General features: G+C 73.9%; 22 protein-coding genes. 9 read left to right on the forward strand and 13 right to left on the reverse strand.

Features of this window, described 5'->3' with window-relative positions; all coding sequences use genetic code 11:
• Position 1 precedes the first annotated feature (1 nt).
• From MF406_RS10345 to MF406_RS10375, 7 genes are all read right to left on the reverse strand, one after another.
• Complete coding sequence (locus MF406_RS10345; protein WP_242892882.1) at positions 2–1,564, reverse strand: PTS transporter subunit EIIC; 1,563 nt, start codon at positions 1,562–1,564, stop codon at positions 2–4.
• Positions 1,557–2,591, reverse strand: coding sequence for an N-acetylmuramic acid 6-phosphate etherase (gene murQ, locus MF406_RS10350; protein WP_242892898.1), 1,035 nt, complete (start codon positions 2,589–2,591; stop codon positions 1,557–1,559). The genes MF406_RS10345 and murQ overlap by 8 nt, the downstream gene beginning before the upstream one ends.
• Positions 2,588–3,652 carry a MurR/RpiR family transcriptional regulator gene (locus MF406_RS10355; protein ID WP_242892900.1) on the reverse strand — a complete coding sequence of 355 codons (1,065 nt, stop codon included), beginning with the start codon at positions 3,650–3,652 and terminating at the stop codon, positions 2,588–2,590. The genes murQ and MF406_RS10355 overlap by 4 nt, the downstream gene beginning before the upstream one ends.
• Positions 3,653–4,232: 580 nt before the next feature.
• Positions 4,233–4,940: an NADPH-dependent F420 reductase gene (locus MF406_RS10360; RefSeq protein WP_242892902.1), complete on the reverse strand. Its 708-nt coding sequence runs from the start codon at positions 4,938–4,940 to the stop codon at positions 4,233–4,235.
• 331 nt (positions 4,941–5,271) lie between these two features.
• On the reverse strand, positions 5,272–5,961 hold the full coding sequence (locus MF406_RS10365) for a molybdopterin-dependent oxidoreductase (RefSeq protein ID WP_242892904.1): 690 nt from the start codon (positions 5,959–5,961) through the stop codon (positions 5,272–5,274).
• A 30-nt stretch (positions 5,962–5,991) separates the two neighbouring features.
• Positions 5,992–7,344, reverse strand: coding sequence for a class II 3-deoxy-7-phosphoheptulonate synthase (locus MF406_RS10370; RefSeq protein ID WP_242892905.1), 1,353 nt, complete (start codon positions 7,342–7,344; stop codon positions 5,992–5,994).
• A 140-nt stretch (positions 7,345–7,484) separates the two neighbouring features.
• The gene (locus tag MF406_RS10375; RefSeq protein ID WP_242892907.1) at positions 7,485–8,711 is read right to left on the reverse strand and encodes a pyrophosphate--fructose-6-phosphate 1-phosphotransferase; all 1,227 of its coding nucleotides are present in this window, start codon (positions 8,709–8,711) and stop codon (positions 7,485–7,487) included.
• A 238-nt stretch (positions 8,712–8,949) separates the two neighbouring features.
• Here MF406_RS10375 and MF406_RS10380 point away from each other — a divergent pair, with 238 nt between their 5' ends.
• Positions 8,950–9,738 carry a hypothetical protein gene (locus MF406_RS10380; protein ID WP_242892909.1) on the forward strand — a complete coding sequence of 263 codons (789 nt, stop codon included), beginning with the start codon at positions 8,950–8,952 and terminating at the stop codon, positions 9,736–9,738.
• 76 nt (positions 9,739–9,814) lie between these two features.
• Here the strand turns inward: MF406_RS10380 and MF406_RS10385 are convergent, their stop codons facing one another.
• Positions 9,815–10,753 (reverse strand): ROK family glucokinase, encoded by a 939-nt coding sequence (locus tag MF406_RS10385; protein WP_242892911.1) that lies wholly within the window; start codon positions 10,751–10,753, stop codon positions 9,815–9,817.
• 110 nt (positions 10,754–10,863) lie between these two features.
• On the opposite strand from MF406_RS10385, the gene MF406_RS10390 reads away from it, so the two are divergent.
• The 3 genes from MF406_RS10390 to MF406_RS10400 all read left to right on the forward strand — a co-directional run bounded on the left by MF406_RS10390 (position 10,864) and on the right by MF406_RS10400 (position 15,338).
• Positions 10,864–12,702 carry a long-chain fatty acid--CoA ligase gene (locus MF406_RS10390; RefSeq protein ID WP_242892913.1) on the forward strand — a complete coding sequence of 613 codons (1,839 nt, stop codon included), beginning with the start codon at positions 10,864–10,866 and terminating at the stop codon, positions 12,700–12,702.
• A 249-nt stretch (positions 12,703–12,951) separates the two neighbouring features.
• Entirely contained in the window at positions 12,952–14,802 is a 1,851-nt protein-coding gene (locus MF406_RS10395) for a DEDD exonuclease domain-containing protein (protein WP_242892922.1), read from the forward strand.
• A gap of 257 nt (positions 14,803–15,059) precedes the next feature.
• Positions 15,060–15,338, forward strand: coding sequence for an Lrp/AsnC family transcriptional regulator (locus MF406_RS10400; RefSeq protein ID WP_242892925.1), 279 nt, complete (start codon positions 15,060–15,062; stop codon positions 15,336–15,338).
• Positions 15,339–15,502: 164 nt separating this feature from the next.
• On the opposite strand, the gene trpD is transcribed toward MF406_RS10400, so the two are convergent.
• Both trpD and MF406_RS10410 read right to left on the reverse strand, forming a co-directional pair.
• Positions 15,503–16,528, reverse strand: a complete 1,026-nt coding sequence (trpD, locus tag MF406_RS10405) for an anthranilate phosphoribosyltransferase (protein WP_242897767.1) — start codon at positions 16,526–16,528, stop codon at positions 15,503–15,505.
• A 170-nt stretch (positions 16,529–16,698) separates the two neighbouring features.
• Complete coding sequence (locus MF406_RS10410) at positions 16,699–17,130, reverse strand: hypothetical protein (RefSeq protein ID WP_242892928.1); 432 nt, start codon at positions 17,128–17,130, stop codon at positions 16,699–16,701.
• 726 nt (positions 17,131–17,856) lie between these two features.
• Between MF406_RS10410 and MF406_RS10415 the strand changes: the two genes are divergently transcribed.
• From MF406_RS10415 to MF406_RS10435, 5 genes are all read left to right on the forward strand, one after another.
• The gene (locus tag MF406_RS10415; RefSeq protein WP_242892930.1) at positions 17,857–18,510 is read left to right on the forward strand and encodes a heme-copper oxidase subunit III; all 654 of its coding nucleotides are present in this window, start codon (positions 17,857–17,859) and stop codon (positions 18,508–18,510) included.
• Between the two features lie 55 nt (positions 18,511–18,565).
• A complete protein-coding gene (locus MF406_RS10420; RefSeq protein WP_242892932.1) occupies positions 18,566–19,345 on the forward strand; it encodes a c-type cytochrome in 780 nt (259 codons plus the stop codon).
• Entirely contained in the window at positions 19,342–20,394 is a 1,053-nt protein-coding gene (locus MF406_RS10425) for a ubiquinol-cytochrome c reductase iron-sulfur subunit (protein ID WP_242892934.1), read from the forward strand. Before MF406_RS10420 ends, MF406_RS10425 begins: the two co-directional genes overlap by 4 nt.
• Positions 20,391–22,160 carry a cytochrome bc complex cytochrome b subunit gene (locus MF406_RS10430; RefSeq protein WP_242892936.1) on the forward strand — a complete coding sequence of 590 codons (1,770 nt, stop codon included), beginning with the start codon at positions 20,391–20,393 and terminating at the stop codon, positions 22,158–22,160. Before MF406_RS10425 ends, MF406_RS10430 begins: the two co-directional genes overlap by 4 nt.
• A gap of 503 nt (positions 22,161–22,663) precedes the next feature.
• On the forward strand, positions 22,664–23,299 hold the full coding sequence (locus MF406_RS10435) for a superoxide dismutase (RefSeq protein WP_242892944.1): 636 nt from the start codon (positions 22,664–22,666) through the stop codon (positions 23,297–23,299).
• A 208-nt stretch (positions 23,300–23,507) separates the two neighbouring features.
• On the opposite strand, the gene MF406_RS10440 is transcribed toward MF406_RS10435, so the two are convergent.
• Genes MF406_RS10440 through coxB form a run of 3 tightly spaced genes read right to left on the reverse strand, consistent with a single transcriptional unit; the run spans position 23,508 to position 26,760 of the window.
• A complete protein-coding gene (locus MF406_RS10440) occupies positions 23,508–24,029 on the reverse strand; it encodes a cytochrome c oxidase subunit 4 (RefSeq protein WP_242892946.1) in 522 nt (173 codons plus the stop codon).
• Positions 24,026–25,855 carry a cytochrome c oxidase subunit I gene (ctaD, locus tag MF406_RS10445; RefSeq protein ID WP_242892958.1) on the reverse strand — a complete coding sequence of 610 codons (1,830 nt, stop codon included), beginning with the start codon at positions 25,853–25,855 and terminating at the stop codon, positions 24,026–24,028. Before ctaD ends, MF406_RS10440 begins: the two co-directional genes overlap by 4 nt.
• On the reverse strand, positions 25,855–26,760 hold the full coding sequence (gene coxB, locus MF406_RS10450; RefSeq protein WP_242892971.1) for a cytochrome c oxidase subunit II: 906 nt from the start codon (positions 26,758–26,760) through the stop codon (positions 25,855–25,857). The genes ctaD and coxB overlap by 1 nt, the downstream gene beginning before the upstream one ends.
• Positions 26,761–26,889: the final 129 nt, after the last annotated feature.

A 26,889-nucleotide genomic window follows, 5' to 3' on the forward strand; every position in this document is an offset into this window, starting at 1 on the left:
TCTACTTCCGCCGGCCGCTGCCCGCCGGCACCGACGTCGAGGCCGGCCCGGCCGCCGTCGGCCCGGCAACCTGCTCCGGCGTCCCGGCGAGGTCCGCCGGGCCAGCCTCCTGAGGCTCCGCCGTCGTCAGGGTGTCCGCGGCGTTCAGCTCGGCCAGCGTCTCCCGGGTGAACCCGAAGAAGTAGGTGGCGGCCCAGCCGGCGAGGTAGCCGACGAGCAGGCCGCCGGCGTAGACGGCGATCGCCGGGCCGATCCCGCCCGAGCCGGTGACCAGCGGGAAGAGCGCCCAGCCGCTCGGGCCGATCGCAGTGGAGCCCACGGTCGTGCCGAGCTGGACGAACGTGCCGATGAACGCCCCGCCGAAGGCGCCGCCGACGCAGGCGGTGACGAACGGCCGGCCCAGCGGCAGGGTCACGCCGTAGATGAGCGGCTCGCCGACGCCGAGGAACCCGGCCGGCAGCGCCGACTTGATCGTCCGGCGCACGCCCTGGTTGCGCCGCAGCCGCATGAAGACCGCGATCGCCGCGCCCACCTGGCCGGCGCCCGCCATCGCGAGGACCGGCAGCAGGATGGTGTAGCCGTCCTGCTCGATGAGCGTGGTGTGGATCGGGATGAGGGCCTGGTGCAGGCCGAACATGACCAGCGGGAGGAACAGCCCGCCCAAGACGAACCCGGCGACCGGCCCGCCCACCGAGAGCAGCCAGTTCGCCGCCGTCCCGATGCCGGTGGAGATCCAGGCGGCGACGGTCATCAGCAGGAAGATCGTGACCAGGCCGGTGACCAGCACGGTGACCGTGGGGACGATGAGCATGCTGAGCGAGCGCGGGGCCCACGAGCGGACCCAGCGCTCGACGTAGGCGCCGAGGACCGCGGCGAGCAGCGCACCGACCACCCCGCCCTGCCCCGGGGAGAGCGCCTCGCCGAGCACGGTGACGTTCGCGACGGCGGCCGAGGGGATGATCGCGGCGATCGCGCCGCCGAGGATGGGGGTGCCGCCGAACTCCTTCGCGGCGTTCATCCCGACGAACACGGCGATCAGGCTCATGAACCCGCCGGCGACCGCGCCGAGGGCGGGGGTGACGCCGGCGAGCCACGGCGCGGAGCCGTTGGTGACCAGGTTCGTCAGGATGCCGTTGACGCCGGCGATGATGCCCGCGGCGATGAGGGCCGGGATGAGCGGCAGGAAGATGTTGGCGATGCGCCGCAGGAAGTTCTTCACCGGCGTCTGGTTCCGCGCCTTCTGCCGGGCCTTGATCTCGGCGCCGCGGGCGCTGAGGTCCTCCGCGCTCGCCCCGGCCGGGCCGGCGGTCAGCGGGGCGTCGGCGGCGGCGCTCATGTGCCGGGCGACGTCGTCCACCAGGCCCGGGCCGAGGACCACCTGCATGGTGTCGTCGACGACGACACCCAGGACGTCCGGGGTGGCCTTCAGCCGGTCGGTGTCGACGGCGGCGACGTCCGCCACGCCGATCCGCAGCCGGGTGATGCAGTTCTCGATGTCGGTGATGTTGCCGGCGCCGCCGAGGGCGGCGGTGATCTCCGCGGCCGTCCTGCTCGGGTCAGCCATGACTCACTCCTTCGGTTCGGGTCTCGTTGGGGCCGGTGGGGCCTGGGCTGGTGGGCGCCGGGCCGCCGGGGCGTGGGCCGGTGGGCGCTGGGCCGCCGTGGCCTGGGCCGGTGGGGCCGGCGTCGGGGAGGCCATCAAGGGCGCGGCGCAGGGAGCCATCGTGCGCGGCCAGGCGGCGGACGACGTCGTCCGGGCCCAGCCCGCCGAGGATCGCCAGGATCGCGCGCTTGGCCTCCCCGCCGTTGGCCGTCAGGGCGGCGTCGACGGCGGCGTCCGGGGCGCCGGTGGCCAGGGCGACGATGCGGCGGGCGCGGGCCCGGAGCTTCTGGTTGGTGGCCCGGACGTCCACCATCAGGTTGCCGTAGGTCTTGCCCAGGCCGACCATCGCGGCGGTCGAGATCTGGTTGAGGACCATCTTCTGGGCGGTCCCGGCCTTGAGCCGGGTGGAGCCGGCGAGGACCTCCGGCCCGACGACGACCTCGATGCCGATGTCCGCCGCCGCGGCCAGCGCCGAGCCGGCGTTGCAGGCCAGGCCCACCGTGCAGGCTCCGACCGCCCGGCCGTGCCGCACCGCGGCGACGGCGTAGGGGGTGCGCCCGGAGGCGGAGATGCCGACCAGGACGTCGTCGGCGCCGAGGCCGATGGCCTGCAGGTCGGCGACCGCCCGGTCGCCGTCGTCCTCGGCGCCCTCGACGGCGGTGGTCAGCGCCGCGGGCCCGCCGGCGATCAGCCCGCGGACCTGGCCGGGGTCGGTGGCGAAGGTCGGCGGGCACTCCGCGGCGTCCAGCACCCCCAGCCGCCCGGCGGTGCCGGCGCCGGCGTAGACCAGCCGGCCGCCGCGGCGCAGGCGCGCCACGGTCGCCTCGGCGGCGGCCGCGATCTGGGCGGTCTGGGTGGCCACGGCGCCGGCGACGGTGGCGTCCTCGCGGTTCATCAGGGCGACCAGCTCGGCGGCCGGGAGGGTGTCGATGGCGGCGAAGCGCGGGTCGACGCCCTCGGTGGTCATGCTCGCCAGGTCCAGGCTCACGGCTGCTCCCCTCGCGGGCCGGCGGTCGGGTGCTCGGTCGGTTCCATCGGGTGGTCCTCCTGCTGTTCCACGGGTTGGTCCTCCTGCGGCCCCACGGGGTGGTCCTCCTGCGGCCCCACGGGGTGGTCCTCCTGCGGGGCGGGCGGGGCGGCGGTGGTCGGTCCGGGCCGGCGGGAGGCGCCGGCGTGCCGCGGCCGCAGCGCGGCGTAGGAGTCGGCGATGGCGCGCTTGGCCTCGTCGAAGCGGCGCTGGGCGACCAGCGTGAACAGGGCGTCGATGACGAACAGCTGGCCGGTGCGCGAGGCCATCGCGGCCGGCCGCAGCGTGGACTCCTGCGCGGCGACGGCGAGCAGGACGTGGTCGGCGCGGGCGATGTCGCTGCGGGGCCGGCTGGTCACGGCCACCGTGGTGGCCCCGCGCGCGGCCGCCTCGGCCATCGGGTCCAGCACGTCGGCGGTGCTGCCGGAGACCGAGATGCCCACGAGGACGTCCCCCGGGCGCAGCACGACGGCGGTGGTCATCGCCTGGTGGCCCTCGGTCACGGCGTGGGCGACCAGGCCGATCCGCTCGAGCTTGGCGGACAGGTCCCGGGCGACGAGCCCGGAAGCACCGATGCCGGCGACGACGGTGCGACGGGCCCGGGCGATCGCGTCGGCGACGGCGGCGAGGGTGGCCGGGTCGAGCCCGGCCGCGGTGTCGCTGATCGCCTGGCGCTCCTCGGCGGCGAGCTTGGCGATGACGTCCGCCGGCGGGTCGTCGCGGGCGACGTCGGAGGTGACGAGGATGTCCGGGCCGGCGGCGAGGCGGCCGGCGGCGCCGGCGACGGCGACCCGCAGGTCCCGGAACCCGGCCAGGCCGAGGGCGCGGGCGAGCCGGATGACGGTGGCGTCCGAGGTGCCGGTCTCGGCCGCGAGGTCGCGGATGGTCAGCCGGGCGGCGCGGGCGGGGTCGGCCAGGATCAGCCGGCCGACGGCGGCCGGCCCGGCGGGCAGGGACGGCAGGAGCCGGCGCAGCCGGGGCAGCAGGTCCGCAGTGGAGGAATTCTCCACACTGGTTGCCATGCCTGGAGCATTTCACCACCCTGGTGCGTGGTCAATCACCGTGGGGCGTAGGCGACCACCGCGGGGCTGCTGCCGGCCGCCACAGAAGTTGCTCGACGTCACGGGACCGACGACGGCCTGGCCCGCCGCGGGGGCGGGCCAAGCCGTCATCGTCCGGGCGTCCGTGTGGTCAGCTCGCCGCACATCTCCCGTTCGCCCGCCGGGCAGCGGGCACAGGTCCCGCGCGGCGGTCATGTATGTCTCGCAGCTCGAGCAACCGCGATGCGTCGAGCTCGCCGGTGCCGGAGCCGGGGCGAGGGCGCAAGGTGGCGGTGCGCGAGGTCCTGAGTTGCGCCCGCGCCCGGGCGCCTGCTCAAACCAGTGACCTCAGCTCGGGGCGCCTGCTCAAACCAGCGACCTCGGCTCGGACCAGCGAGCTCGCGCCGCCGGACGGTGCCGAGTTCGCCAGTCCGAGCCGAGCTCGCTAGTCAGAGCTGGCGAACCCGGCGCACGACCTCGAGCTTGGCACGAACCAGCGAACTCGCGGCCGGGCCGGGGGCGAGGAGGCGGGCGTTGGGGTGGGTGCCAAGGGACAGCTGCGTCAGGTGTCGGAGCGCCGTCGGGCCTCGCTCAGCGCGGCAGCGACCTCGTCGCGGGTCGCCGGGTGCCCGGGGCCCATGTCGAGCAGGCTCTGCGGCGACGCGCCCGCCGGGACGTACAGGCGGGCGTAGGCCGGCTGCCCGTTCTCGTAGCGCCATCCCTCGGCGAGCGGGCCGGCGTCGAGCGTGTCGTAGCCGATCGCGTCCAGGTACTCGGTGACGGTCTGCTTCGCCGCGGTGTCGTCGCCGGCGATGGGCAGGACGGCCCGGTGCGGGTCGCCGGTGGGCCGGGCGAGCTCGCCGAGGTGTCGGAAGTTGATGTTGTTGAACGCCTTGACGACCTTCGACTCCGGCAGGTGCTCCTGCAGCAGCTGCCCGCTCGTGGTCGACTCGTCGTCGAGACGGGGGATCTGCCCGTCGCGCTGGGGGTAGTAGTTGTTCGTGTCGATGACGACCTTGCCGCGCAGCGGCTCCACCGGCACGTCGCGGTAGCTCTTCAGTGGGATGGTGACGACGACGAGGTCGCCCGCTCTCGCTGCCTCCTCCGGCGTCGCCGCGCTGGCGTGGGCGGTGCCGAGGGCGGCCACGAGCGGGAGCAACGTCTTCGGGTCACGACTGTTGCTCAGCACCACGTCGTACCCGGCGGCGATCGAGAGCCGCGCCAGGGTCGCGCCGATGAGTCCGGAACCGATGAAGCCGATAGTGGTCACGAGAACGTCCTCCGAGGTGGTTCGGTGGTGGGATCCGCGCACGCGCCGCGGCCGGTCCCGCCCCTCTGCCGGTCACCGGCGGGGTCGGCGGGCGGTGTCCGCCGCGGTGGCGGTATCCCCCCGGGCTGGTTGCCCTGGCCTCGAGCGTTTCACCGGCGACGAGGGCGGGCAACCGGGCTGAGGCCGCGCTGGACGGTGCGGCCCTTGACGGGGCCGGGCCGTCGGCGTCGCGCCTCGCCCACGACCGCCCGGTGGTGCCGCCCGGCACGAGGCCTGCGAGGGCATCGCGGTCGGCCACCCGCACCCGGGGTCGCCGTCGGCGCACCCGCCCTCACTCCTGGTAGGCGTACCGCTCGGTGCGCCAGGCGTCCCCGCGCAGGTGGTACCCGCGCTGCTCCCAGAAGCCGCGCTCGACCTCGGTGAGGTAGTTCCAGCCGCGGACCCACTTCGGGCCCTTCCACGAGTACAGGTGCGGCAGGACCAGGCGCAGCGGCGCCCCCCGCGCGTCGGTCAGCGGGTCGCCGTCGTGGTGCGTGGCGAGCACCGCCCGCGGGGAGACCAGGTCCTCCAGCCGCACGGTCGCGGTGTAGCCGAACTCGGCGAAGACGAGGACGTGCTCGACGTCCCGGCGCGGCGGGGCGAGCTCGACGACGTCGCGGGCCGCCACCCCGGACCAGCGCTCGTCCAGGCTGGACCAGCCGGACGCGCAGTGCAGGTCCGCGACGACCTCCAGCGGCGGCAGGTCGAGCAGCTCGGCGAGCGTGAACTCGTGCTCGGCGCCGTCCGCGGTGGCGCCACCGACGGTGAAGCGCCACCGGTCGGGGCGGCGCCGCGGGACGGGGCCGTAGTGCATGACCGGCGCCTGGTCCACCAGCCGCTGCCCGGGCGGCAGGAACCGGCCGACGGGCAGCCGGCCGCCGTCACCGGCGCCGTCGCGGAAGCCGTCGGCGTCAGGGTCGCCGTCGCCGTCGGCCGGACCGTCCCGGCGGGCGGGACCACGCCCACCGCCGTCGCCGTCCATCTCCCCCCTGTCCGCCGCCGGGCCCTGCGCTCAGTGCGCCCGGAGCATCTCCGCGACGTCGAAGGCCATCTCCAACGACTGCTGGTGGTTCAGCCGCGGGTCGACGAGCGTCTCGTAGCGGCGGGCCAGGGAGGCCTCGTCCACCTTCTCGCTGCCGCCGAGGACCTCGGTGACGTCGTCGCCGGTGAGCTCCACGTGCAGCCCGCCCGGCACAGTGCCGAGCGCCTGGTGCACCTCGAAGAAGCCGTGCACCTCGTCCAGCACGGTGGCGAACTCCCGCGTCTTGTACCCGGACGGGGAGGTGATGGTGTTGCCGTGCATCGGGTCGCACACCCAGGTCACCGGCCGGCCGTCGCTGGTGACCCGCTCGACCAGGGCCGGCAGCGCCTCCCGCACCGTCCGCGCACCCATCCGGGTGACGAAGGTGAGCCGGCCGGGCTCGCCGTCGGGGTTGAGCTTGTCCATCAGGCGCACCGCGTCCTCCCCGGTCGTCGTCGGGCCGAGCTTGACGCCGAGGGGGTTGTGCACCCGGGAGAGCAGGTCCACGTGCGCGCCGTCGAGCTGGCGGGTGCGCTCGCCGATCCAGAGGAAGTGCGCGGAGGTGTTGTACGGGATGCCGGAGCGGGAGTCGATGCGGGTCATCGCCGACTCGTAGTCCAGCAGCAGCGCCTCGTGGGAGGAGTAGAAGTCCACGGTGCGCAGCGCGTCGAAGTCCACCCCGCACGCCGCCATGAACCGCATCGCCCGGTCGATCTCCGCGGCGAGGACCTCGTACCGGGCGTAGGCGGGGTTGGAGGTGAAGCCGCGGTTCCAGTCGTGCACCAGCCGCAGGTCGGCGTAGCCGCCGTTGGTGAAGGCCCGGATGAGGTTGATGGTCGACGCCGAGCGGGTGTACGCGCCGAGGAGCCGCTGCGGGTCCGGCGCGCGGTCGGCGGCGGTGAACGGGTGGCCGTTGACGGCGTCCCCGCGGTAGGCCGGCAGGCTCACCCCGTCGCGGGTCTCGACGTCGGAGCTGCGCGGCTTGGCGTACTGCCCGGCCATCCGGCCCATCTTGATCACCGGCAGGCTCGCGCCGTAGGTGAGCACCGCGGCCATCTGCAGGATGGTGCGGATCTTGTTCCGGATGTGGTCGGCGGTGGACTCCTTGAACGTCTCCGCGCAGTCCCCGCCCTGGAGCAGGAACGCCTCCCCGCGGCCCGCGGCCGCGAGCTTCGCCCGGAGCGCGTCCGCCTCGCCGGCGAAGACGAGCGGCGGCCGCTCGCGCAGCTCGGCCAGCACCGCGTCCAGCGCCGACCGGTCGGGCCAGGTCGGCTGCTGGGCGGCGGGCAGCTGGCGCCAGTGGTCCAGCCCGGCCAGGACCTCGGCGGGTGCCTCGATACTCACCGGAAGAGGATAAGTCCCGGGCGTGGCCGGGCCGGCCGGCGTCCGGCCGCCGGACCGGCGGCGTGCGGCCGCCGGACCGGCGACGGGTGGCCGCCGAACCGGCCGGCGTGCGGTGCCCGGACCGGCCGGCGCCGCGGCGGTCAGTGCGCGCCGACCGCCACCGGCTCGACCTGCTGGCCGAGGTCGGCCATGAGTTCGCTGAACCACTGCTGGGTGATGTCGAACGCCTTCCCGCCGGCGATGCGCGGGAACGGGATGGCCTTGAGCCGATCCCCGTCCTCCTCGTCGTGGCCGATGACCCCGGAGGTCCCGCCCAGCGCGGCCTCCACCGCGAGGTCGGCCATGCCCTGGATGAGCCGGAGATCCTCCGCGTTGGCCCGGGCCGAGCGGGAGAAGTACCCGGACTTCTGGACCAGGACCTTCTCGGCGCCGAGGAGCTCGGCGAACTGCTTGGCGAACCAGGCCCCGGGGTTGATCGTGTCCAGCTTCACGTGCCCGAACGGGTCGCGCTCGACCTCCTGCCCGGTGGCCTCGAGCTCGGCGACGATGTCCGGGACGCCGGCGCCCTCGGAGAGGAAGATATTGACGTTGCCCAGGGAGTCCATGACGCCGCGCAGCCGCTCCGCCTCGGCCGCGATGTCCAGCCGCATCTCGGGCAGGAAGACGGCGTGGACGTCCCACCGCTCGCGGCTCAGCCCCAGGCTCGGCGCCCACTCCTGGGTGTCCAGCCAGGCGCGGTAGCGCTGCGCCGCCGCGGCGGTGAGCCAGCCGCAGTGCCGCCCCATCACCTCGTGGACGATCAGCATCCGCGGGCTGACGCGGTGCTCGCCGATGATGTTCTGGGCGAACTCGCTGGCCTCCTCGGCGGCGGTCCACGCCCCGAGCGACTGCCGGATCGGCACGATGTCGTTGTCGATGGTCTTGGGCAGGCCGACCACGGTGAGGTGGTACCCGTTCTCCTCCAGGTAGGCGGCCAGGTCGGCGGCGGTGGTGTTGGTGTCGTCCCCGCCGATGGTGTGCAGGACGTCCACGCCGTCGGCGCGCAGCTGCTCGGCGGCGACCGCCAGCGGGTTCTGGCCCTCGGCGACGAGCCCGCGCTCGACGAGGTTCTTGGTGTTGGTCAGCTTCACCCGGGAGTTCCCGATCGGGCTGCCGCCGAACCGGTGCAGGACCGGGGCCTGGCGCCGGGCGGCGTCGTCCACCACCGTCTTCGTCCCGGTCAGCAGGCCGTGGTAGCCGTGCTGGTAGGCGATGATCTCCACCTCGGGCGCGATCTCGGTGTACCGCTGGATGAGCGCACCGACGGCGGAGGACAGGCACGGGGCGAAGCCCCCGGCGGTGAGCAGGGCGACACGACGGACCGACATCGACAACCTTTCCCTCTTGTGGTGCCCGACGGCGGCCGGGCGGCTGGCCCGGGCGGGCCAGGCGGGTGGCCGTGCGCGGGACGGTGCTCATCCTACGGGCGCCGCCCGGCGCCCGGCCGGGCCCAGGTCCCGGTCGTGGCCCGGCTCTCCGGCTCCCAGCCTCGCCCGGCCGCCGACGGATCACCGGCACCCGGTCCGGGGGGCGCACGGCGACCTGCGCTCACCTACAGTTGCGGGCATGGCACGGGGTACCGGCGGCGGCCGCGCCGACGAACCGCTCGACGACGAGGCGGTGGCCGCCCGCTGGGCCGAGCTCACCGCGAGCCTGGCCGACATCGACCTCTCGGCGGACGCCCTGGACCGGGGCGAGGAGGAGCAGCGTCCTGGCGCCCGCCCCGCCGTCGACCCCGGGACCGAGGGCCCCACGCACGCGGGCCCCGGAGGGCACCAGCCGGGGCGTGCCGACGGCGACCGGCCGGCCGGCCCAGGCGCCGGGCATGCCGCGAGCCGGCCGGAGGCCCCGGGCCCGACGGGCGCCCAGGCGCCGGAGACGCCACGACCCGCCGGTGGCGCCAGCGCGGCGCATCCGACCGGGCCCGTGGCCGGCTCGGATCCGACGGACATCCGCGCCCGGCCGGCGGACACGCCCCCGCATCCGACGGACACGCCCACGAGCGGCGGCCGCGACGGCGCCGCCCGGGACGGTGCCGGCGGACCGACGGACGTCCCGGGCGGCACCGCCGCGCCGCCCGGCCCGCGGGACTACTCCCCCGCCGAGGACGAGGAAGGGTTCGTGCCGCCGGAGCCGGAGCCCTGGATCGGCGGCGACCCGGTCCTCCTGCTGGGCTGGTTCGCCACCGTCGGCCCGGTGCTCGTCACCGCGCTGCTGGCGGTGGTCTGGCGGCCGCTGCCCGGCACCGTCCTCGGGGTCGCCGGGCTGGTGCTCATCGCCGGCGTCGCCCTGCTGCTCTGGCGGATGCCGGCCCACCGCGACCACGACGACCCCTCCGGCGGCGCCGTCGTCTGACGGGTCGACACGCCTGGGGCCGCAGCCCGGGCCAGGGCCAGTGCGGCGCCCCACCGGTGCGCGTGCGGCACCGCGGTCAGCGCCGGGCCAGGTCGGCAGCCCCGACCATGCCGGCCTCGTTGCCCATCTCGGCGGCCGCCACGGTCAGCTCCCCGCGGAACCCGCGGGCCGAGAGGTGGCGCTGGTAGGAGTCCCGGACCGGCTCCAGGAGCAGGTCCCCCGCGGCGACCACCCCGCCCCCGATCACGGCGACCGCCGGGTCGAGCACGGCGGCGAGGTCGGCCAGGCCGGCCCCGAGCCAGTACCCGAGCTCGGCGAACAGCTCGATCGCCAGCGGGTCGCCGGCCTCGGCGGCGGCCGTGACGTGGTGCCCGCGGATCTTCCGGCCCGGACCGCCGGCGAGCTCGACCAGGGCCGCGGCGCGGTCCGGGCTGGCGATCGCGGCCGCCCGGGCGGCGCGGGTGAGGGCACGGCCGGAGGCGTACATCTCCCAGCACCCCTCGTGCCCGCAGCCGCAGTAGTGCCCGTGCGGCACCATGTTCATGTGGCCGATCTCCCCGGCGGCGCCGAAGGCCCCGCGCCACAGCCGCCCGTCGAGGATGATCGCGCCGCCCAGGCCGGTGCCGACGGTGGCCATCACCATGTCCTCCACGGCGCGGCCCGCGCCGTAGCGGAACTCCGCCCAGCCGGCGGCGTTGGCGTCGTTCTCGATGACGATGGGCAGGTCGATGCTCTGGGCGAGCCGGGCGCGCAGCGGGTAGTCGCGCCAGGCGATGTTCGGGGCGAAGACGACGCCGTCGCGGCGCGGGCTGACGAACCCGGCGGCAGCCACCCCGACGCCGACGACGTCCCAGCCCACCCGCAGCTCCTGCACCGCCGAGGCGACGGCCAGCTCGATCGCCGCCGGGTCCGTGGGGTCGGTGTCCCGGCGGGTCTGGGCGAGCAGCTGCCCGTCCTCGTCCACCAGCCCTGCGGCGATCTTCGTGCCCCCGATGTCGACGCCGATCGCCTGCATGCCCGCTGCCGCTCCTTGTCCTCGCCGACCTGCCCACGGCCACCAGGAAGGCCACCGCTGCCGCTAGTCTGGCACCACCCGACCGCCTTCCCACTGCCGACGGAGACAGCATGGACGAGTTCACCCTCCCCCGCCGCGTGCACGTGGACCCCACGCGCAGCATCACCGACTACCTCGTGGACTTCGCCCGCAGCACGCCGCAGCGGGTGCTCTACGAGGAGCAGGTCGACGGCGCATGGGTCCCGCACGACGCCGCCTGGACCCTGGCGCGGGTGGAGGAGATTGCCAAGGGCCTGATCGCCGCCGGCATCGGCGTCGGGGACCGGGTGGGAATCATGTCGCACACCCGGCTGGAGTGGACGCTGGTGGACCTGGCGGCGTGGCACGCCGGCGCGGTCCCGGTGCCGGTGTACGAGACGAGCTCGGCCAGCCAGGCGCACTGGATCCTCTCCGACGCCGACGTCGCCGCCGTCGTCGTGGAGGACGCCGGGATGGCGGCGACCGTGGCCGCGGCGCGGCAGGAGGAGGGCGGGCTGCCGCACCTGCGGCACGTGTGGCAGATCGACGGCGGCGGGCTGACCGAGCTGGCGGAGCTGGGCAAGGACGTCCCGGACGAGGAGCTGGCGGCCCGCCGGGCCGCCGTCGGGCTCAGCGACCTGGCCACGATCATCTACACCTCCGGCACGACCGGGCGGCCCAAGGGCGTCGAGCTCACCCACGGCAACTTCGTCGAGCTGTGCCTGGAGGCCATCGAGGAGCTCGGGGTGGTGGTCAGCTCCGAGAACTCCCGCTCGCTGCTCTTCCTGCCCCTGGCGCACGTCTTCGCCCGGTTCGTCGAGGTGCTCGTGCTGCTCGCCGGCCGGCCGCTGGGCCACACCCCGGACACCAAGCAGGCGGTGGCCGACTTCGCCACCTTCCGGCCCACCTTCATCCTCTCCGTCCCGCGGGTGTGGGAGCGGGTGTTCAACGGCGTGGAGGCCCGCACCGGCGGCGGGGTGAAGCTGAAGATCTTCCGGTGGGCGGCGCGCACCTCGATCGGGTACTCCCGGGCGCTGGACAAGCCCGGCGGCCCGTCCGCGGCGCTGCGGGCCCAGCACCGGCTCGCGGACAAGCTCGTCCTGGGCAAGATCCGCGACGCGCTCGGCGGGCAGGCGCAGTACGCCGTCTCCGGCGGCGCGGCCCTGGGCGAGCGGCTGGGCCACTTCTACCGCGGCGTCGGGCTGACCGTGCTGGAGGGCTACGGGCTCACCGAGACCACCGCCCCCACCCACGTCAACCGGCCGGACCGGCTCAAGATCGGCACGGTCGGCCTGCCCCTGCCGGGCACCGAGGTCCGCATCGCGCCCGACGGCGAGATCCTCGTCCGCGGCATCGGCGTCTTCCGCGGCTACCACAACAACCCGGAGGCGAACGCCGCCGCGATCACCGACGGCTGGTTCCGCACCGGCGACCTCGGCTCCATGGACGAGGAGGGCTTCCTGCGGATCACCGGGCGGAAGAAGGAGATCATCGTCACCGCCGGGGGGAAGAACGTCGCCCCGGCGCCGCTGGAGGACCCGGTGCAGGCGCACCCGCTGGTCTCCCAGTGCGTCGTCGTCGGCGACGGGCGGCCGTTCATCGGGGCGCTCATCACCCTCGACGGCGAGATGCTGCCCCAGTGGCTGGCCACCCACGGCCGCGAGGACCGGCTCACGGTGGCCGAGGCGGCCCGGGACCCGCAGGTCCGCGAGCACATCCAGGCCACCATCGACCGCGTCAACAGCAAGGTCTCCCGGGCCGAGTCGATCCGGGCGTTCCAGATCCTCACCGAGGACTTCACCGTCGAGAACGGCTACCTGACCCCGTCGCTGAAGATCAAGCGGAACCGGGTGCTCGCCGACTACGCCGACGTCATCGACCGGTTCTACGCCGACGCCGCCGCCCAGCGGGCCGCGGAGACCGCCGCCTGACCGCGGCCTGCTGAGGACCGTCGCCACGGCAACGGTCTACCCGAGAACCGCCGCCGCGCCCTCGGCTGCCCCGGCCGCGTCCCGACCCGCCGGTGGGGACGGCGTGCCGAAGCGACGATCTGGACGGCCAGCCGGGACGGTGCCCCCTGGACGGCCAGCCGGGACGGTGCCCCGCGGCGGACCAAGATTCCAGACGGTCTCCGTCGCGCCTGCCGGGCGATGTCGGTGCCCGCTCCTACCGTGGCGGCCATGCCCCGCTCCCTCCTCGCCCCAGCACCCGGCCGCCGTCTCGAGCTCGACGGCGCCGACCGGGCCGCGGACGGCCGTGGCGTCCCGGTCCAGCTGGGCCTGGACGAGCTCGGCACCCCGCTGCACGAGGTGACCTTCGTCGTCGTCGACCTGGAGACCACCGGCGGCTCGCCGACCGGCTCGGCCATCACCGAGATCGGCGCCGTGAAGGTGCGCGGCGGGGAGGTCCTCGGGGAGTTCCAGACGCTGGTGGACCCGGGCGGCCCGATCCCGCCGATGATCACCGTGCTGACCGGCATCACCAACGCCATGGTCGTCGGCGCCCCGCCCATCACCGAGGTGCTGCCGGCGTTCCTGGAGTTCGCCGGGCTCGGCGCCGGGAGCGGCGGTCCGAACGGCGGCGGCGCCGGGCCCGGCACCGCGTCTGGGGCCGGCACCGTGCCTGGGGCCGGCACCGTCCTCGTCGCCCACAACGCCCGGTTCGACGTCGGCTTCCTCACCCACGCCACCGAGCGGATGGGCCTGCGCTGGCCCCGTCCGCCGGTGGTGGACACGGTCGCGCTCGCCCGCCGGGTGGTGACCAGGGACGAGGCGCCCAACCACAAGCTGGCCACCCTCGCCGGGCTGTTCTCCGCGCAGGTGACCCCCGACCACCGGGCGCTGCACGACGCGCGGGCCACCGTCGACGTCCTGCACGCCCTGCTCGGCCGGCTGGCCCCGCTCGGCGTCACCCACCTGGAGGACCTGGCCACCGCCAGCGACCCGGTGCCGCACCGCCGCCGCCGCAAGGCGACGATGGCGGACGGGCTGCCGCAGGGGCCCGGGGTGTACCAGTTCCTCGGCCCGGCGCAGGAGGTCCTCTACGTCGGTACCGCCGTCAACCTCCGCCGCCGGGTCCGGCAGTACTTCACCGCCGCGGAGAAGCGGGCACGCATCGCCGAGATGCTCGACATCGCCGTCGCGGTGCGGCCGGTGCCGTGCGCCAGCGTGCTGGAGGCGCAGGTCCGCGAGCTGCGGCTGATCGCCGAGCTGGACCCGCCGTACAACCGCCGCTCGCGGCGCCCGGACCGGCGGCCCTGGCTGCGGCTGACCGCCGAGCCCTACCCGCGGCTGAGCGTGGTGCGGCGGCTGCCGGCCGCGGAGATGGCCGGCGCGCTGGGCCCGTTCCCCTCGGCGGCCGCGGCGCAGGCTGCGATGGAGGCGCTGCAGGAGGTGGCCCCGGTGCGCCGGTGCACCTCCCGCCTGCCCACCGCCCCGCCCGCCGGTGCCCGGGCGTGCGCGCTGGCCGAGATCGGCCGGTGCGGCGCGCCGTGCGTCGGCGGGCAGGACGTGGCCGGGTACGCGACCGCCGTCGCGCCGGTGCGGGACGCGCTCGGGGCGGAGGTCGACGACGCCGTCGCCGGCCTGCACCGCAAGATCCGCACCCTCGCCGCGCAGGAGCGGTACGAGGAGGCGGCCACCGAGCGGGACCGGCTCGCCGCCCTGCTCCAGGGCGCCCGGCGCGCCCAGCGGCTCCGGCCCCTGGTCACCACCCCGGAGGTGGTCGCCGCCCGCCGGGCCGATGCCGGCGGCTGGGAGCTGGTCCTCGTGCGCTACGGCCGCCTCGCCGGCGCCGCGACGAGCGCGCCGGGGGCGGACCCGATGCCCGCCGTCGCCGCCCTGCTGGCCGGCGGGGAGCACGTTCCCGCCCCCGAGCAGGCCTGCGGCGCCGCCCCGGTGGAGGAGTCCGAGCTGGTGGCCCGCTGGCTCGAGCAGCCCGGGGTCCGCCTGGTGTCGCTGGTGCCGGGGCCGGTGCCGCTGGCCTCCCCGGTCCGCGGCGCCCACCGCCACCCGGTGCCGGGCCGGGGATGAGGCCGGCCACGGGTCGTGACCGGCCGAGCGGCAGACGAGGCCGGCGCGAGGTGGCCGAGCCAGCATCGAGCCAGGATGACGCCGGGCCGGGGATGAGGCCGGCCACGGGTCGTGACCGGCCGAGCGGCAGACGAGGCCGGCGCGAGGTGGCCGAGCCAGCATCGAGCCAGGATGACGCCGGGCCGGGACCGATGCCGGGCAGGGGATGATGAGGGCGCAGGGCCCCGCGGGGCCGCCGACGAGCCCCAGGAGGCATCATGCTGACCGCCATCGTCCTCATCGACGCCGACGCCGCCCGGATCCCCGAGGTCGCCCAGGAGGTGGCCGAGCTGGACGGGATCAGCGAGGTCTACTCCGTCACCGGGGACGTCGACCTCATCGCGATCGCCCGGGTGCGTCAGCACGAGGACCTGGCCACCGTCGTCGCCGACCGGCTCGGCAAGGTCGAGGGCGTCCGCCGCACCCAGACCTACATCGCCTTCCAGGCCTACTCCCAGCACGACCTGGAGCAGGCGTTCCACATCGGCCTGGACTGAGCCGGGGCCCGGGCCCCCTCCGGCGGGCGCGGTGCCGGCACTCCCGCCCGGCGGGCGCGGTGCGGCACTCCCGCCCGGCGCGCGGGGGCCGGGCCCCCGCCCCTCGGCGGTCGCCGTCGTCGGCCGCGCGGGCGAGCGCCATCAGCAGGACAGGGCCGCCGTCGTCAGCGGGTGAGGGCGACCCAGCGCTCCAGCAGCGCGGCCGCCGCGCCGGAGTCCACGGCGCGGGCGGCGTGCCCCAGCCCCGCGCGGAGCCGCTCGACCAGCCCAGGCCCGGGCGCGGTGCCGGGGAGCGAGCCGTCGGCCACGAAGGCCGCCGCCGCGTTGAGCAGCACCGCCTCCCGCACCGGCCCGGCCTGCCCGGCCAGCACGCCCCGGGCGACGTCGGCGTTGTAGGCGGCGTCGCGGCCGCGCAGGTCCGCCACGGTGGCCGGGGCGAGACCGAGGTCGGCGACGGCGTCGACGGCGTGCTCGGTCACGACGCCGTCGCGCACCTCCCACACCTGGTTGACGCCGGTGGCGCTCAGCTCGTCCAGCCCGTTGTCCCGGCCGCGGAAGACCAGCGCCGAGGTCCCGCGCCCGGCGAGCACTCCCGCCACGAGCGGGGCCGTCCGGGCGTCGGCGACGCCGATCGCCGCGGCCCGCGGCCGCGCGGGGTTGGTCAGCGGCCCGAGCACGTTGAAGGCCGTGCCCACGGCCAGCTCGCGGCGGGTCGGGACGGCGTGGCGGAAGGAGGGGTGGAAGACGGTGGCGAAGCAGAACGTGATGCCGAGCTGCCGGTAGACCTCGGCGACGCGCTCCACGGGCAGGTCCAGGTCCACGCCGAGGGCCTCGAGCACGTCGGCGGAGCCGGAGGAGGAACTCGACGCGCGGTTGCCGTGCTTGACCACCCCGACGCCGCCGGCGGCGATGACCAGGGAGGCCATGGTGGAGATGTTGACGGTGTGCAGCCGGTCCCCGCCCGTGCCCACGATGTCGACGGCGCCGGGCGGGACGTCGATCGGCAGCGCGTGCGCGAGCATGGCGTCCGCCAGGCCGCGCAGCTCCTCGACCGTCTCGCCCTTGGTGGCCAGGGCGGTGAGGAACCCGGCGAGCACGACCGGGGACGCCTCGCCCCGCATCACCTGGTCCATCGCCCATGCGGTCTGCGCGGCGCTGAGGTCGTGGTGCGCGATGAGGTCGGCGAGCAGCCCCGGCCAGGTCGGGGCGGGCTGGTCCGCGCCGGCCGCCGTCGACGCGTCCGCGCCACCGGCCGGCCGGGCCGCGCCACCGACGGGCGGGGCTGCAGGGGCGGGCTGGGCCGCACCACCGACGGGCTGGGCTACGCCCGCCGGCGTGGGCTGGTCTGCGCTGGCCGCGCTCACCCGAGCCGTCCGCGCAGCAGCGAGGCCACCGCCTCCTGGAGCTCGATCGGGTCGTACGGCGCGGAGACGACGGCGTCGGCGTCCGCCCAGGTGGCGAGCCAGGAGTCCTGCGGGCGACCGGTCAGGATGAGCACCGGCGGGCAGTCGTAGACCTCGGCCTTGAGCTGACGGGCCACCGCCATCCCGCCGACCTTGGCCGCCTCGCCGTCGAGCACCAGCGCCGCGAAGCTCCCCTGCTCGACCTTGCTGACGACGCCGGCGTGCGTGGCGGCCTCGGTCCACCGCACCAGCGGCAGGCCCTTGCCGGGCCGGCGCCCGACGGAGGTGATCACGGCGCGCCGGGTGTCGACGTCGTCGCTGTAGACCAGCAGGTCCACGACCTGGGTGTCCTCGGCGGCGGCCCCGGGGCCGGTCTCGGCGACGGTCATCGTTCCTCCTGGCCGCGCGGGCCGCGGCTGGTCGTCCTGCGGGCGGCGGCCGGCCGCCCCTGCTCCGGCCATGCTAGTGCGCGGCGGTGGGCCCGCCGGTCCTCCCCGCACGCGGCGGTCCGCGCCACCCGGTCCTCCCCCGCACGGGCCGGTCTCCCGGCCCCGACCGTCCTCGTCCGGACGGGCCGGTCCGCCCCCTGCGCGGGTCCGCCCCCGCCGGCGGCGCCGCCCGGTAACCGGGAAACCGGACAACTGCCGTCAACCGGGCAACATCCGTCCGTCCAGCAATTCGGCCAATGGACGCCGACGGGATTTATGAACGGCAGGCATGGCGAATACCGCATGCCTCGCCCAAGGACGGACGCGGCCACCCGCCGTGAGCCGTCGTCCGTCCCCGGCCGGCCCCGGGTGACCCCGGCCAGCCGGGACTCCTCGGTCCGCCGCCGTCCCGCCGTCGAGCCGGTCCGGTCCGCCGCGTCTGCGCCGCACCGCAGGTCACGGGCCTGGTCCGGGAGCTTGTGTGCAGGGAGACCGACCCCCGCCGGGGACCGGCCCCACGTCCGGACCATCCGGACATACCCCGCGCGGTCCTGGCCGTCCGCCGGGGCGGGACCATCGTCCGCCCTCCCCGGATTTCGGCGGAACTACGCTGGCAACCGCCGGGCCTGGCGACGCGCGGGTCGCCGGACTGGCCAACGGGGCACCGATCTGCGCCATAATGACGGCGTGTCGTCAACCAGTGCTGCCCCGAGCGTCGCCCATGTGCAGGTGACTCGCCCGAACACCCTCTCGGTGGGCGTCATCGTCTGGCTGTCCAGCGAGCTGCTCTTCTTCGCCGGGCTCTTCGCCATGTACTTCACCCACCGCTCGGTGGCCGGGCCGGAGCTCTGGGCGGAGTCCAGCAGCCAGCTGAACTTCCCCTTCGCCCTGGCCAACACGACGATCCTGGTGCTCAGCTCGGTCACCTGCCAGATGGGCGTCTTCGCCGCCGAGCGCTTCCAGCAGTCCCGCACCGGCTCCCTCCTCAACCCCGCCCGCTGGGGCATGCAGGAGTGGTACACCCTGACGTTCCTCATGGGGGCGGTGTTCGTGGCCGGGCAGGTCACCGAGTACACCGAGCTCATCCAGCACGGCCTGAAGATCTCCACCAGCTCCTACGGGTCGGTCTTCTACATCACCACCGGGTTCCACGCGCTGCACGTCATCGGGGGGCTCGTCGCCTTCCTCTACGTCCTCCTCCGGTCCTTCAACGCCCGCCGGTTCGGTCACCTCGAGGCGGGCGCGGCGGTCGTGACCTCCTACTACTGGCACTTCGTCGACGTCGTCTGGATCGCGCTGTTCTTCGTGATCTACGTCCTGGACCACCTCATGGTCCAGTGACCGTGCCGCCGTCGTCCGCCCCGCCGCCCGCCCACGACCCGAACGAGGACCCATCGTGAAGGCACTCGCCGCCAGCCGCCGGCACCGGTTCGCCCCCGCCGTCCTGCTGCTGCTCGCCCTGCTCCTGACCGGCGCGCTGTACGCCGTGCTCGCCCCGCGCCCGGCCACCGCCGCCGCCGAGGACCCCCAGGACGTGGCCGCGGGCGAGACCCTGTTCGAGGCGAACTGCTCCACCTGCCACGGCATGGAGGCCGAGGGCACCGACCTGGCCCCCTCGCTCATCGGGGTGGGTGCGGCGTCGGTGGACTTCCAGGTCTCCACCGGCCGGATGCCGATGGCCAACAACTCCCCGCAGGCCGAGGCCAAGCCGCCGGTGTTCCGGGACGAGCAGATCAGCCAGCTCGCCGCCTACGTCGCCTCCCTCGCCCCCGGGCCCGCCATCCCCACCGCCGAGCAGGTCGACCCGGCGGGCGGCGACCCGGCCAACGGCATGGAGCTGTTCCGGACCAACTGCGCGATGTGCCACAACGCCGTCGGCGCCGGCGGCGCGCTGAGCGAGGGCAAGTACGCCCCCAAGCTCTTCGAGGCCACCGGGACCCAGATCTACGAGGCGATGCTCACCGGGCCGCAGTCCATGCCGGTCTTCAACGACGCCAACATCAGCCCGGAGGGCAAGCAGGACATCATCGCCTACCTCTACGCCCAGCGCGAGACCTCCCCCGGCGGGATCACCCTGGGCTCGCTCGGCCCGGTCGCGGAGGGCCTGTGGGCGTGGATCATCGGCATCGGCGGCCTCATCGGCGTCGCCGTGTGGATCGGAGCGAAGACCTCGTGAGCGTCAACCAGTACCACGGCACCACCCCCGAGGCGCCGGAGCGGTTCGAGAACCCCGGCCCCGAGCCGCACCGCACCCGGCTGGCCGACACCGACCCGCGGGTGGCCAAGCACGCCGAGCGGGTCGCCGCCCTGATCTTCACCGTCTCGCTGCTGGCCTCCGTCGCCGCCGTCGTCGGCTACTTCCTGGTCCCCCTCGACGCCACCCTGGGCACCCTGCGGCTGTCCACCGTGGTCCTCGGCACCGGGCTGGGCGTGGGCATGCTCGGCATCGGCGTGGCAGCCATCTACTGGTCCAAGACCCTGATGAGCAGCGCCGAGCACGTGGAGGAGCGCCACCCCCAGCGCTCCGAGGACGCCACCCGCGACGTCGCCGCCACGATGATGCTCGACGGCGTCGCGGACTCCGGCATCGGGCGGCGCCCGCTGCTCAAGGGCGCCCTCGTCGGGGCGCTCGGCCTGGCCCCGCTGCCGTTCCTCGTCCCGCTGGTGGGCAATCTCGGCGAGGACTGGGACGTGGCGAAGTTCCGGCACACCGCCTGGGGGGACGTCCCCTCCGGCACCGGCGGGCGCCTGCCCGGCGGCGGGGTGGGCCGCCGCCTCGCGATCGACCCGTCCGACACCCCCATCCGGGCCGCCGACGTGACCATCGGCTCGGTCTTCCACGTCATCCCGCACGGCCTGACCGAGCAGGAGGACTTCCTCGAGGAGAAGGCCAAGGCCGTCGTCCTGCTCGTCCGGATGGACCCGCGCGACCTGAAGGTCCCGGCGGACCGGGCCGACTGGTCCTACGACGGCATCGTCGCCTATTCCAAGATCTGCACCCACGTCGGCTGCCCGGTCGCCCTGTACGAGCAGCAGACCCACCACCTGCTGTGCCCGTGCCACCAGTCCACCTTCGACATCGCCGACCAGGCCAAGGTCGTCTTCGGGCCCGCGAAGCGGCCGCTGCCGCAGCTGCCGATCACCGTCGACGACGAGGGGTACCTCGTGGCCCGCCACGACTTCACCGAGCCGATCGGTCCGAGCTTCTGGAGCCGAGAGCGATGAGCACGACCACCGCCAAGAACCACCCCGTCCAGGTCGGACCGGGGATCGCCAAGACGGCGGACTACCTCGACACCCGCGTCGGGATCGCCAAGGCCGTCAAGTTCATCTCCCGCAAGGTCTTCCCCGAGCACTGGTCCTTCATGCTCGGCGAGATCGCGCTGTGGAGCTTCGTGGTGCTGGTCCTCACCGGCATCTTCCTGACGATGTTCTTCGTCCCCTCCATGGCGCACACCACCTACCCCGAGGACGCCCTGCCGGTGTCCATGCAGGGCGTGGCGATGTCCGAGGCGTTCGCCTCGGTGCTGCACATGTCCTTCGAGGTGCGCGGCGGGCTGCTGATGCGCCAGATCCACCACTGGGCGGCCCTGCTGTTCATGGCCGCGATCGTGGTGCACATGTTCCGGGTCTTCTTCACCGGCGCGTTCCGCAAGCCCCGCGAGCTCAACTACCTGGTCGGCTTCACCCTGCTCCTCCTGGGCCTGGCCGCCGGCTTCTCCGGGTACTCCCTGCCCGACGACGTCCTGTCCGGCAACGGCCTGCGCATCGCCGACGGCGTGCTGCGGGCCATCCCGATCATCGGCGCGCACGCCTCCTACGCCCTCTTCGGCGGCGAGTTCCCCGGCACGGACATCATCCCGCGGCTGTTCACCGTGCACATCCTCCTCGTGCCCGCCCTGATCATCGCCCTGGTCACGGTGCACCTGCTGCTCATGGTCGTGCACAAGCACACCCAGTACCCCGGCGTCGGGCGCACCAACACCAACGTCGTCGGCTACCCCGCGTTCCCGATCTACGTCACCCGGATGGCCGGGTTCTTCTTCACCGTCTTCGGGTTCCTCGCGCTGATGGGCACGTTCCTGTCCATCAACAGCGTCTGGAACTACGGCCCCTACGACCCCTCCCCCGTCTCGGCCGGCGCCCAGCCCGACTGGTACATGCTCTTCCTCGAGGGCGCGCTGCGGATGATGCCCGGCTGGGAGATCGTCATCGGCGGCTACACCCTCTCGCTGAACGTGCTCATCCCCGGCGTGGTCGTCCCGGGCGTGCTGTTCACGCTGCTGGCCGTCTACCCGTTCCTGGAGCGGGCCGCCACCAACGACCTGCGCGAGCACCACGTGCTGGACCGCCCGCGCAACGTCCCGGTCCGCACGGCGATCGGCGTCGCCATCATCACCGAGTTCGTCATCCTCGTCCTGGCCGGGTCCAACGACATCATGGCCACCCACTTCGACCTCTCCATCAACGACATCACCTGGACGTTCCGGGTGCTGTTCTTCGTCGGCCCGGTCATCGCCTTCATCGTGACCAAGCGGCTCTGCCTGTCCCTGCAGCGGCGCGACCGCGAGCTCGCCCTGCACGGGCACGAGACCGGCCGGGTGGTCCAGCTGCCCAACGGCGCCTTCATGGAGGTCCACAAGCCGCTCAGCGACGAGGAGCGGTGGCTCCTGGTGGCCCACGAGCCGTACCGCCCGCTGGAGCTCGAGCCCGCCACCGACCGCAACGGGGTGGACCGCCCCGGGTACCGCCGGGACGCCCTGCGGCAGCGGCTCTCCCGGTTCTTCTACGAGGACCGCGTCGAGCCGGTCACCCCGGCCGAGGTGACCGCCCAGCACCACGGCGGGGAGATCATCGGCGACGACGGCCCGCGCCACGCCGTGCGCGGCGGCACCGTCGAGCTCGAGGCGGAGGTCCCGCGCGAGCACCACGACGACGGCGCCAGCAACGGCAGCAAGTCGATCGCGACCCTGGTGGACGAGCGCCGCTGAGGCGGTCGTCTTCCTCAGGTACGTCCCGACGGCGGCCGGTCCCGGACGGGGGCCGGCCGCCGTCGTGCGCGCGGCAGCCTCCGTCAGCCTCCGCGGGCCCAGTGGCACCCTCGGCCACCGGCATACCCCGGACGCCTGCGCGCCGGTGCTCCCCGCCGTGCGACGGCGCTCCGGTGCCTCCCACCGTGCGACGGCGCGTCGGTGCTCCCCGCCGTGCGACGGCGCACCAGTGCTCACCGTGGGACGCCGCGCCGGTGCTCACCACCGTCTGACGCCACTGTTCATGCTCCTGGCCGTCCCCGCCTTGCCGGTGCCGGAGGCACCCGCGCACAGGGCGCGTGCCGCGCCTGCCCGCCCCAGCGCGGGGCCCGCGGGTCGTCCCGCGGGCCGACCTGCGCGCACCTGGCGGTACGGCATAGGTTGGACCGTACGGGCGGCGACGAACGCCGCCACCGTCCATGCCACCGGTGCCCAGCGCACCCCGACCCGCCAGGAGGACATTCATGGCGACCTACACGCTCCCGGAGCTCCCGTACGACTACGCCGCGCTGGAGCCGCACATCTCCGGCAAGATCATGGAGCTGCACCACGACAAGCACCACAAGACCTACGTGGACGGCGCGAACACGGCGCTGGAGAAGCTGGCCGCTGCGCGCGAGTCCGGCGACCTGGCGTCGGTGAACCTGTACGAGAAGAATCTCGCGTTCAACCTCGGTGGCCACATCAACCACACGATCTTCTGGAACAACCTCTCGCCGGAGGGCGGCGGGGAGCCGGAGGGCGAGGTCGCCGCGGCCATCGCGGACTCGTTCGGCGACTTCGAGAAGTTCAAGAATCACTTCACGATGAACGCCACGGCGATCCAGGGCTCGGGGTGGTCGGTGCTCGCCTACGACTCCCTCTCCGGCAAGCTGGTCATCTTCCAGATGTTCGACCAGCAGAACAACGTGCCGGTGGGCACCATCCCGCTGCTGCAGCTGGACATGTGGGAGCACGCGTTCTACCTGGACTACCTCAACGTTAAGGCCGACTACGTCAAGGCGTGGTGGAACATCGTGAACTGGCAGGACGTCGCCCGGCGGCTGGCCGCGGCCACCGCGCAGGCGCCGGGCCTCATCGTCCCGGCCGGGGTCCGCTGACCGACGACCCAGCACGCTGACCGGGCGGGTTGCCCGCCGGGCGGCCGGCAGCCGTCCGGCGGGCACCGGTGCCCAGTCGACCCCACCGCCCGGTGGCCACCGCCGCCCGGCCGGCGTCAGTAGAAGGGCCGCGCAGGGCATCCTGCGGGGCCCTCCCTGTGCCGGACCGGGCCGGCGGCCAAGCCACGGACCTCGGGGCCGCGGAGGCTCAGTGCACGTGCTGTCCCCGGGAGAACTCGGTGACCTGGAAGACCAGGCCGCCGAGGGCGACGACCACCCCGATGCCGGTCAGCCACCAGCCGACGGCGGTGCCGAGGAACGCCAGCGCGGCGCCGCCGCCGATGACCAGCGGTGCCCAGCTGTGCGGGGAGAAGGTGCCGACCTCGCCGGCGCGCTCCTCGATCTCGGCGGTGGGGTTGTCCTCGGGGAGCGGGTCCAGCCGCCGGCCGGTGATCCACAGGTACGCGGAGACCAGCGCGCACATGGCGCCGAGCATCAGGAACCCCACGCTGCCGACCGGCTCCCACCCGGACAGCCATCCGTAGATCAGCCCGACGGGGACGAAGAACGCGATCCCGGCGGCGAAGACGGTGGCTTCGAACCGGAGGGGGACGACGTGCTCCGGGACGTCCTGCTCGGCGGTGTGCCGCCCTTCCTCGCTCGGCCGGCGGTCGTTGCGGCGCCGCCGCTCGCTCGGCGGGCGCTCGTCGTGGCGCTGCTGCTGGGTCACCGCTCGTCCTCCTCGGCCCGGCCCTCCCGGCGCTCGTCGTCCGGGCGGGGTTCGTCGAGCACGCCGGTGCTGGTCCGGCGGCCCTCCCGCTCACGCAGCACGCCTTCGCGCCCGCCCGTCTCGGGGCTGGCGAACACCGAGTCGAGCACGTCGCGGTTGGGCTCGGGGTGGTCCATCGCCGCGACCTCGGGGTGGTGCAGGTCGAAGGCGGGCCGCTCGGAGCGGATCCGCGGCAGGGCGACGAAGTTGTGCCGGGGCACCGGGGATCCGGTGGCCCACTCCAGCGAGTTCCCGAAGCCCCATGGGTCGTCCACGAAGACCGTGCGCGGGCCGCGGGAGGTCTTATAGACGTTGTACAGGAACGGCAGCGTCGAGGACGCCAGGATGACGGCGCCGATGGTGGAGATCTGGTTGTACAGGGTGAAGCCGTCCTCCGGCATGTAGTCCGGGTACCGGCGGGGCATCCCCTGGGCGCCGAGCCAGTGCTGGACCAAGAACGTCATGTGGAAGCCGATGAACAGCAGCCAGAAGCTGATCTTCCCGAGCCGCTCGTCGAGCATCCGGCCGGTGAACTTGGGCCACCAGAAGTAGAAGCCCGCGTACATCGCGAACACCACGGTCCCGAAGACGACGTAGTGGAAGTGGGCGACGACGAAGAAGGTGTCGTGGACCTGGAAGTCCATGGCGGGGCTGGACAGGATGATTCCGGTGAGCCCGCCGAACAGGAACGTGACGAGGAAGCCGAGGCTGAAGAGCATCGGGGTCTCGAAGGTGATCTTGCCCCGCCACATCGTGCCGATCCAGTTGAAGAACTTCACGCCGGTGGGGACGGCGATGAGCATCGTCATGAAGGAGAAGAAGCTCAGCATGACCCCGCCGGTGGTGAACATGTGGTGCGCCCACACCGAGACCGACAGCGCGGAGATGGCGATGGTGGCGAACACCAGGCCCTTGTACCCGAAGATCGGCTTGCGGGAGAAGACCGGGATGACCTCGGAGATGATGCCGAAGAACGGCAGCGCGATGATGTACACCTCGGGGTGGCCGAAGAACCAGAACAGGTGCTGCCACAGCAGCGCGCCGCCCGCCTCTGGGTTGTAGATCTGCCCGCCGAGCACCCGGTCCACGAGCAGCCCGAACAGCGCCGCGGCCAGCACCGGGAATGCCATGAGCACCAGGACCGAGGTGAGCAGGACGTTCCAGGTGAAGATCGGCATCCGGAACATCGTCATGCCCGGCGCCCGCATCGTGATGATGGTGGCGATGAAGTTCACCGACCCGAAGATCGTCCCGAAGCCGGTCATCGCCAGGCCGACGATCCACAGGTCCCCGCCGAGCCCGGGCGAGAACGCCTCGGAGGAGAGCGGCACGTACGCCGTCCAGCCGAAGCTGGCCGCGCCCTTGGGGGTGAGGAACCCGGCGATGGTGATCAGCCCGCCGAAGAGGAACATCCAGTAGGAGAACATGTTCAGCCGCGGGAATGCCACGTCCGGCGCGCCGATCTGCAGCGGCATGATGATGTTCGCGAACGCGGTGAACAGCGGCGTCGCGAACAGGAACATCATGATCGTGCCGTGCATCGTGAAGAACTGGTTGTACTGCTCCTTGGACTGCAGGAGCATGCCTGGCTCGAAGAGCTCGATGCGGATGAGCAGCGCCAGGACGCCGCCAAACATGAAGAACAGGAACGCGGTGATGAGGTAGAGGTACCCGATCACCTTGTGGTCGGTGGAGGTGAGCCAGGAGACGACCGTCCGGCCCAGGCTCTGCCGCCGCGGGGGCAGCCCCGGAATGACTTCCGGACGGGTCTCGATGGTGGCGGCCATCACTCCTCACTCCCCTGGGAGTCGGTGTCGGCGGACGTGCTGTAGCTCTTGTTCAGCTCCTCGCCGAGCCGGCCGGTCTGGCCGGCGGCGCGGTACTCGTCCATCTTGGCGTCGTAGGTGTCGGGGTCGACGACCTCGACGTTGAAGAGCATCTCGGAGTGGAACTCCCCGCACAGCTCGGCGCACTTGCCGGAGAAGGTGCCCTCCTCCTGCGGGGTCACCTGGAACTGGTTGACGCGTCCGGGCAGCAGGTCGACCTTGTAGAGGAAGGAGGGGATCCAGAAGGCGTGCGCGACGTCGCGGGTGCGCACGGTGAACTCCACCGTCTCCCCGGCGGGCAGGTAGAGGGTGGGCAGCGTCTCCTCCACGCCCTCCTCGCCGGTGAGGTTGACCCGCTCGCCGGAGGAGTGCACGTCGTCGCTGAGGTAGTTGAAGTCCCAGCTCCACTGCTTGCCGTAGACCTCGATCTCGACGTCGGGCTCCTTGGCGGTGTCCTGGAACTCCCCGGTGACCCGGGTGGAGAAGAAGAACAGGGTGCCGATCATGAGGATCGGGACCACCGTGTACATGAGCTCCAGCGGCACGTGGTAGCGCAGCTGGACCGGCAGCCGGTCGTCGTTCTTCCGCTTCCGGTAGACCACGATGCACCAGATCGTCAGGCCCCAGACCAGCACGCCGACGGCCAGCGCGGCCAGCCACGCCCCGTTCCACAGGTCGATGAGCCCGCCGGTGCGGTCCGTCAGGCCGCGCTCGCTGGGCAGGAAGCCGACGTCGATGCCCTTGCCGGGCTCGCTCGGGAAGCTCTCCGCCGGCGCGCAGCCGGCGAGGGCCAGCGCCGCGCCGGCGCCCAGCAGCAGGGCCTGCACCCGGCGGCGCCTGACCGGGTGCGGTGACGGGGTGTGCACGAGTTCTCCGACCTTCCACGCAGCGCGTGCCCCGGGCCGAGCACGCGCAGGCCCAGGACCTTCGTCCTTCGCGGTCACCCTAGCCGGTCCGGGGCCTGGGGGGCAGCCGACGCGGCGGGCGGAGGAGTC

This window comes from Georgenia sp. TF02-10, assembly GCF_022759505.1.
In the GTDB taxonomy this organism is placed as follows: Bacteria; Actinomycetota; Actinomycetes; order Actinomycetales; family Actinomycetaceae; genus TF02-10.

Coding starts and splice junctions, on each gene's coding strand:
- MF406_RS10380 (WP_242892909.1), top strand. CDS start 8,950: ATGGCACGGGGTACCGGCGGCGGCCGCGCCGACGAACCGCTCGACGAC.
- MF406_RS10435 (WP_242892944.1), top strand. CDS start 22,664: ATGGCGACCTACACGCTCCCGGAGCTCCCGTACGACTACGCCGCGCTG.
- MF406_RS10395 (WP_242892922.1), top strand. CDS start 12,952: ATGCCCCGCTCCCTCCTCGCCCCAGCACCCGGCCGCCGTCTCGAGCTC.
- MF406_RS10385 (WP_242892911.1), bottom strand. CDS start 10,753: ATGCAGGCGATCGGCGTCGACATCGGGGGCACGAAGATCGCCGCAGGG.
- MF406_RS10375 (WP_242892907.1), bottom strand. CDS start 8,711: ATGTCGGTCCGTCGTGTCGCCCTGCTCACCGCCGGGGGCTTCGCCCCG.
- MF406_RS10410 (WP_242892928.1), bottom strand. CDS start 17,130: ATGACCGTCGCCGAGACCGGCCCCGGGGCCGCCGCCGAGGACACCCAG.
- MF406_RS10430 (WP_242892936.1), top strand. CDS start 20,391: ATGAGCACGACCACCGCCAAGAACCACCCCGTCCAGGTCGGACCGGGG.
- MF406_RS10355 (WP_242892900.1), bottom strand. CDS start 3,652: ATGGCAACCAGTGTGGAGAATTCCTCCACTGCGGACCTGCTGCCCCGG.
- ctaD (WP_242892958.1), bottom strand. CDS start 25,855: ATGGCCGCCACCATCGAGACCCGTCCGGAAGTCATTCCGGGGCTGCCC.
- MF406_RS10345 (WP_242892882.1), bottom strand. CDS start 1,564: ATGGCTGACCCGAGCAGGACGGCCGCGGAGATCACCGCCGCCCTCGGC.
- MF406_RS10390 (WP_242892913.1), top strand. CDS start 10,864: ATGGACGAGTTCACCCTCCCCCGCCGCGTGCACGTGGACCCCACGCGC.
- MF406_RS10400 (WP_242892925.1), top strand. CDS start 15,060: ATGCTGACCGCCATCGTCCTCATCGACGCCGACGCCGCCCGGATCCCC.
- MF406_RS10365 (WP_242892904.1), bottom strand. CDS start 5,961: ATGGACGGCGACGGCGGTGGGCGTGGTCCCGCCCGCCGGGACGGTCCG.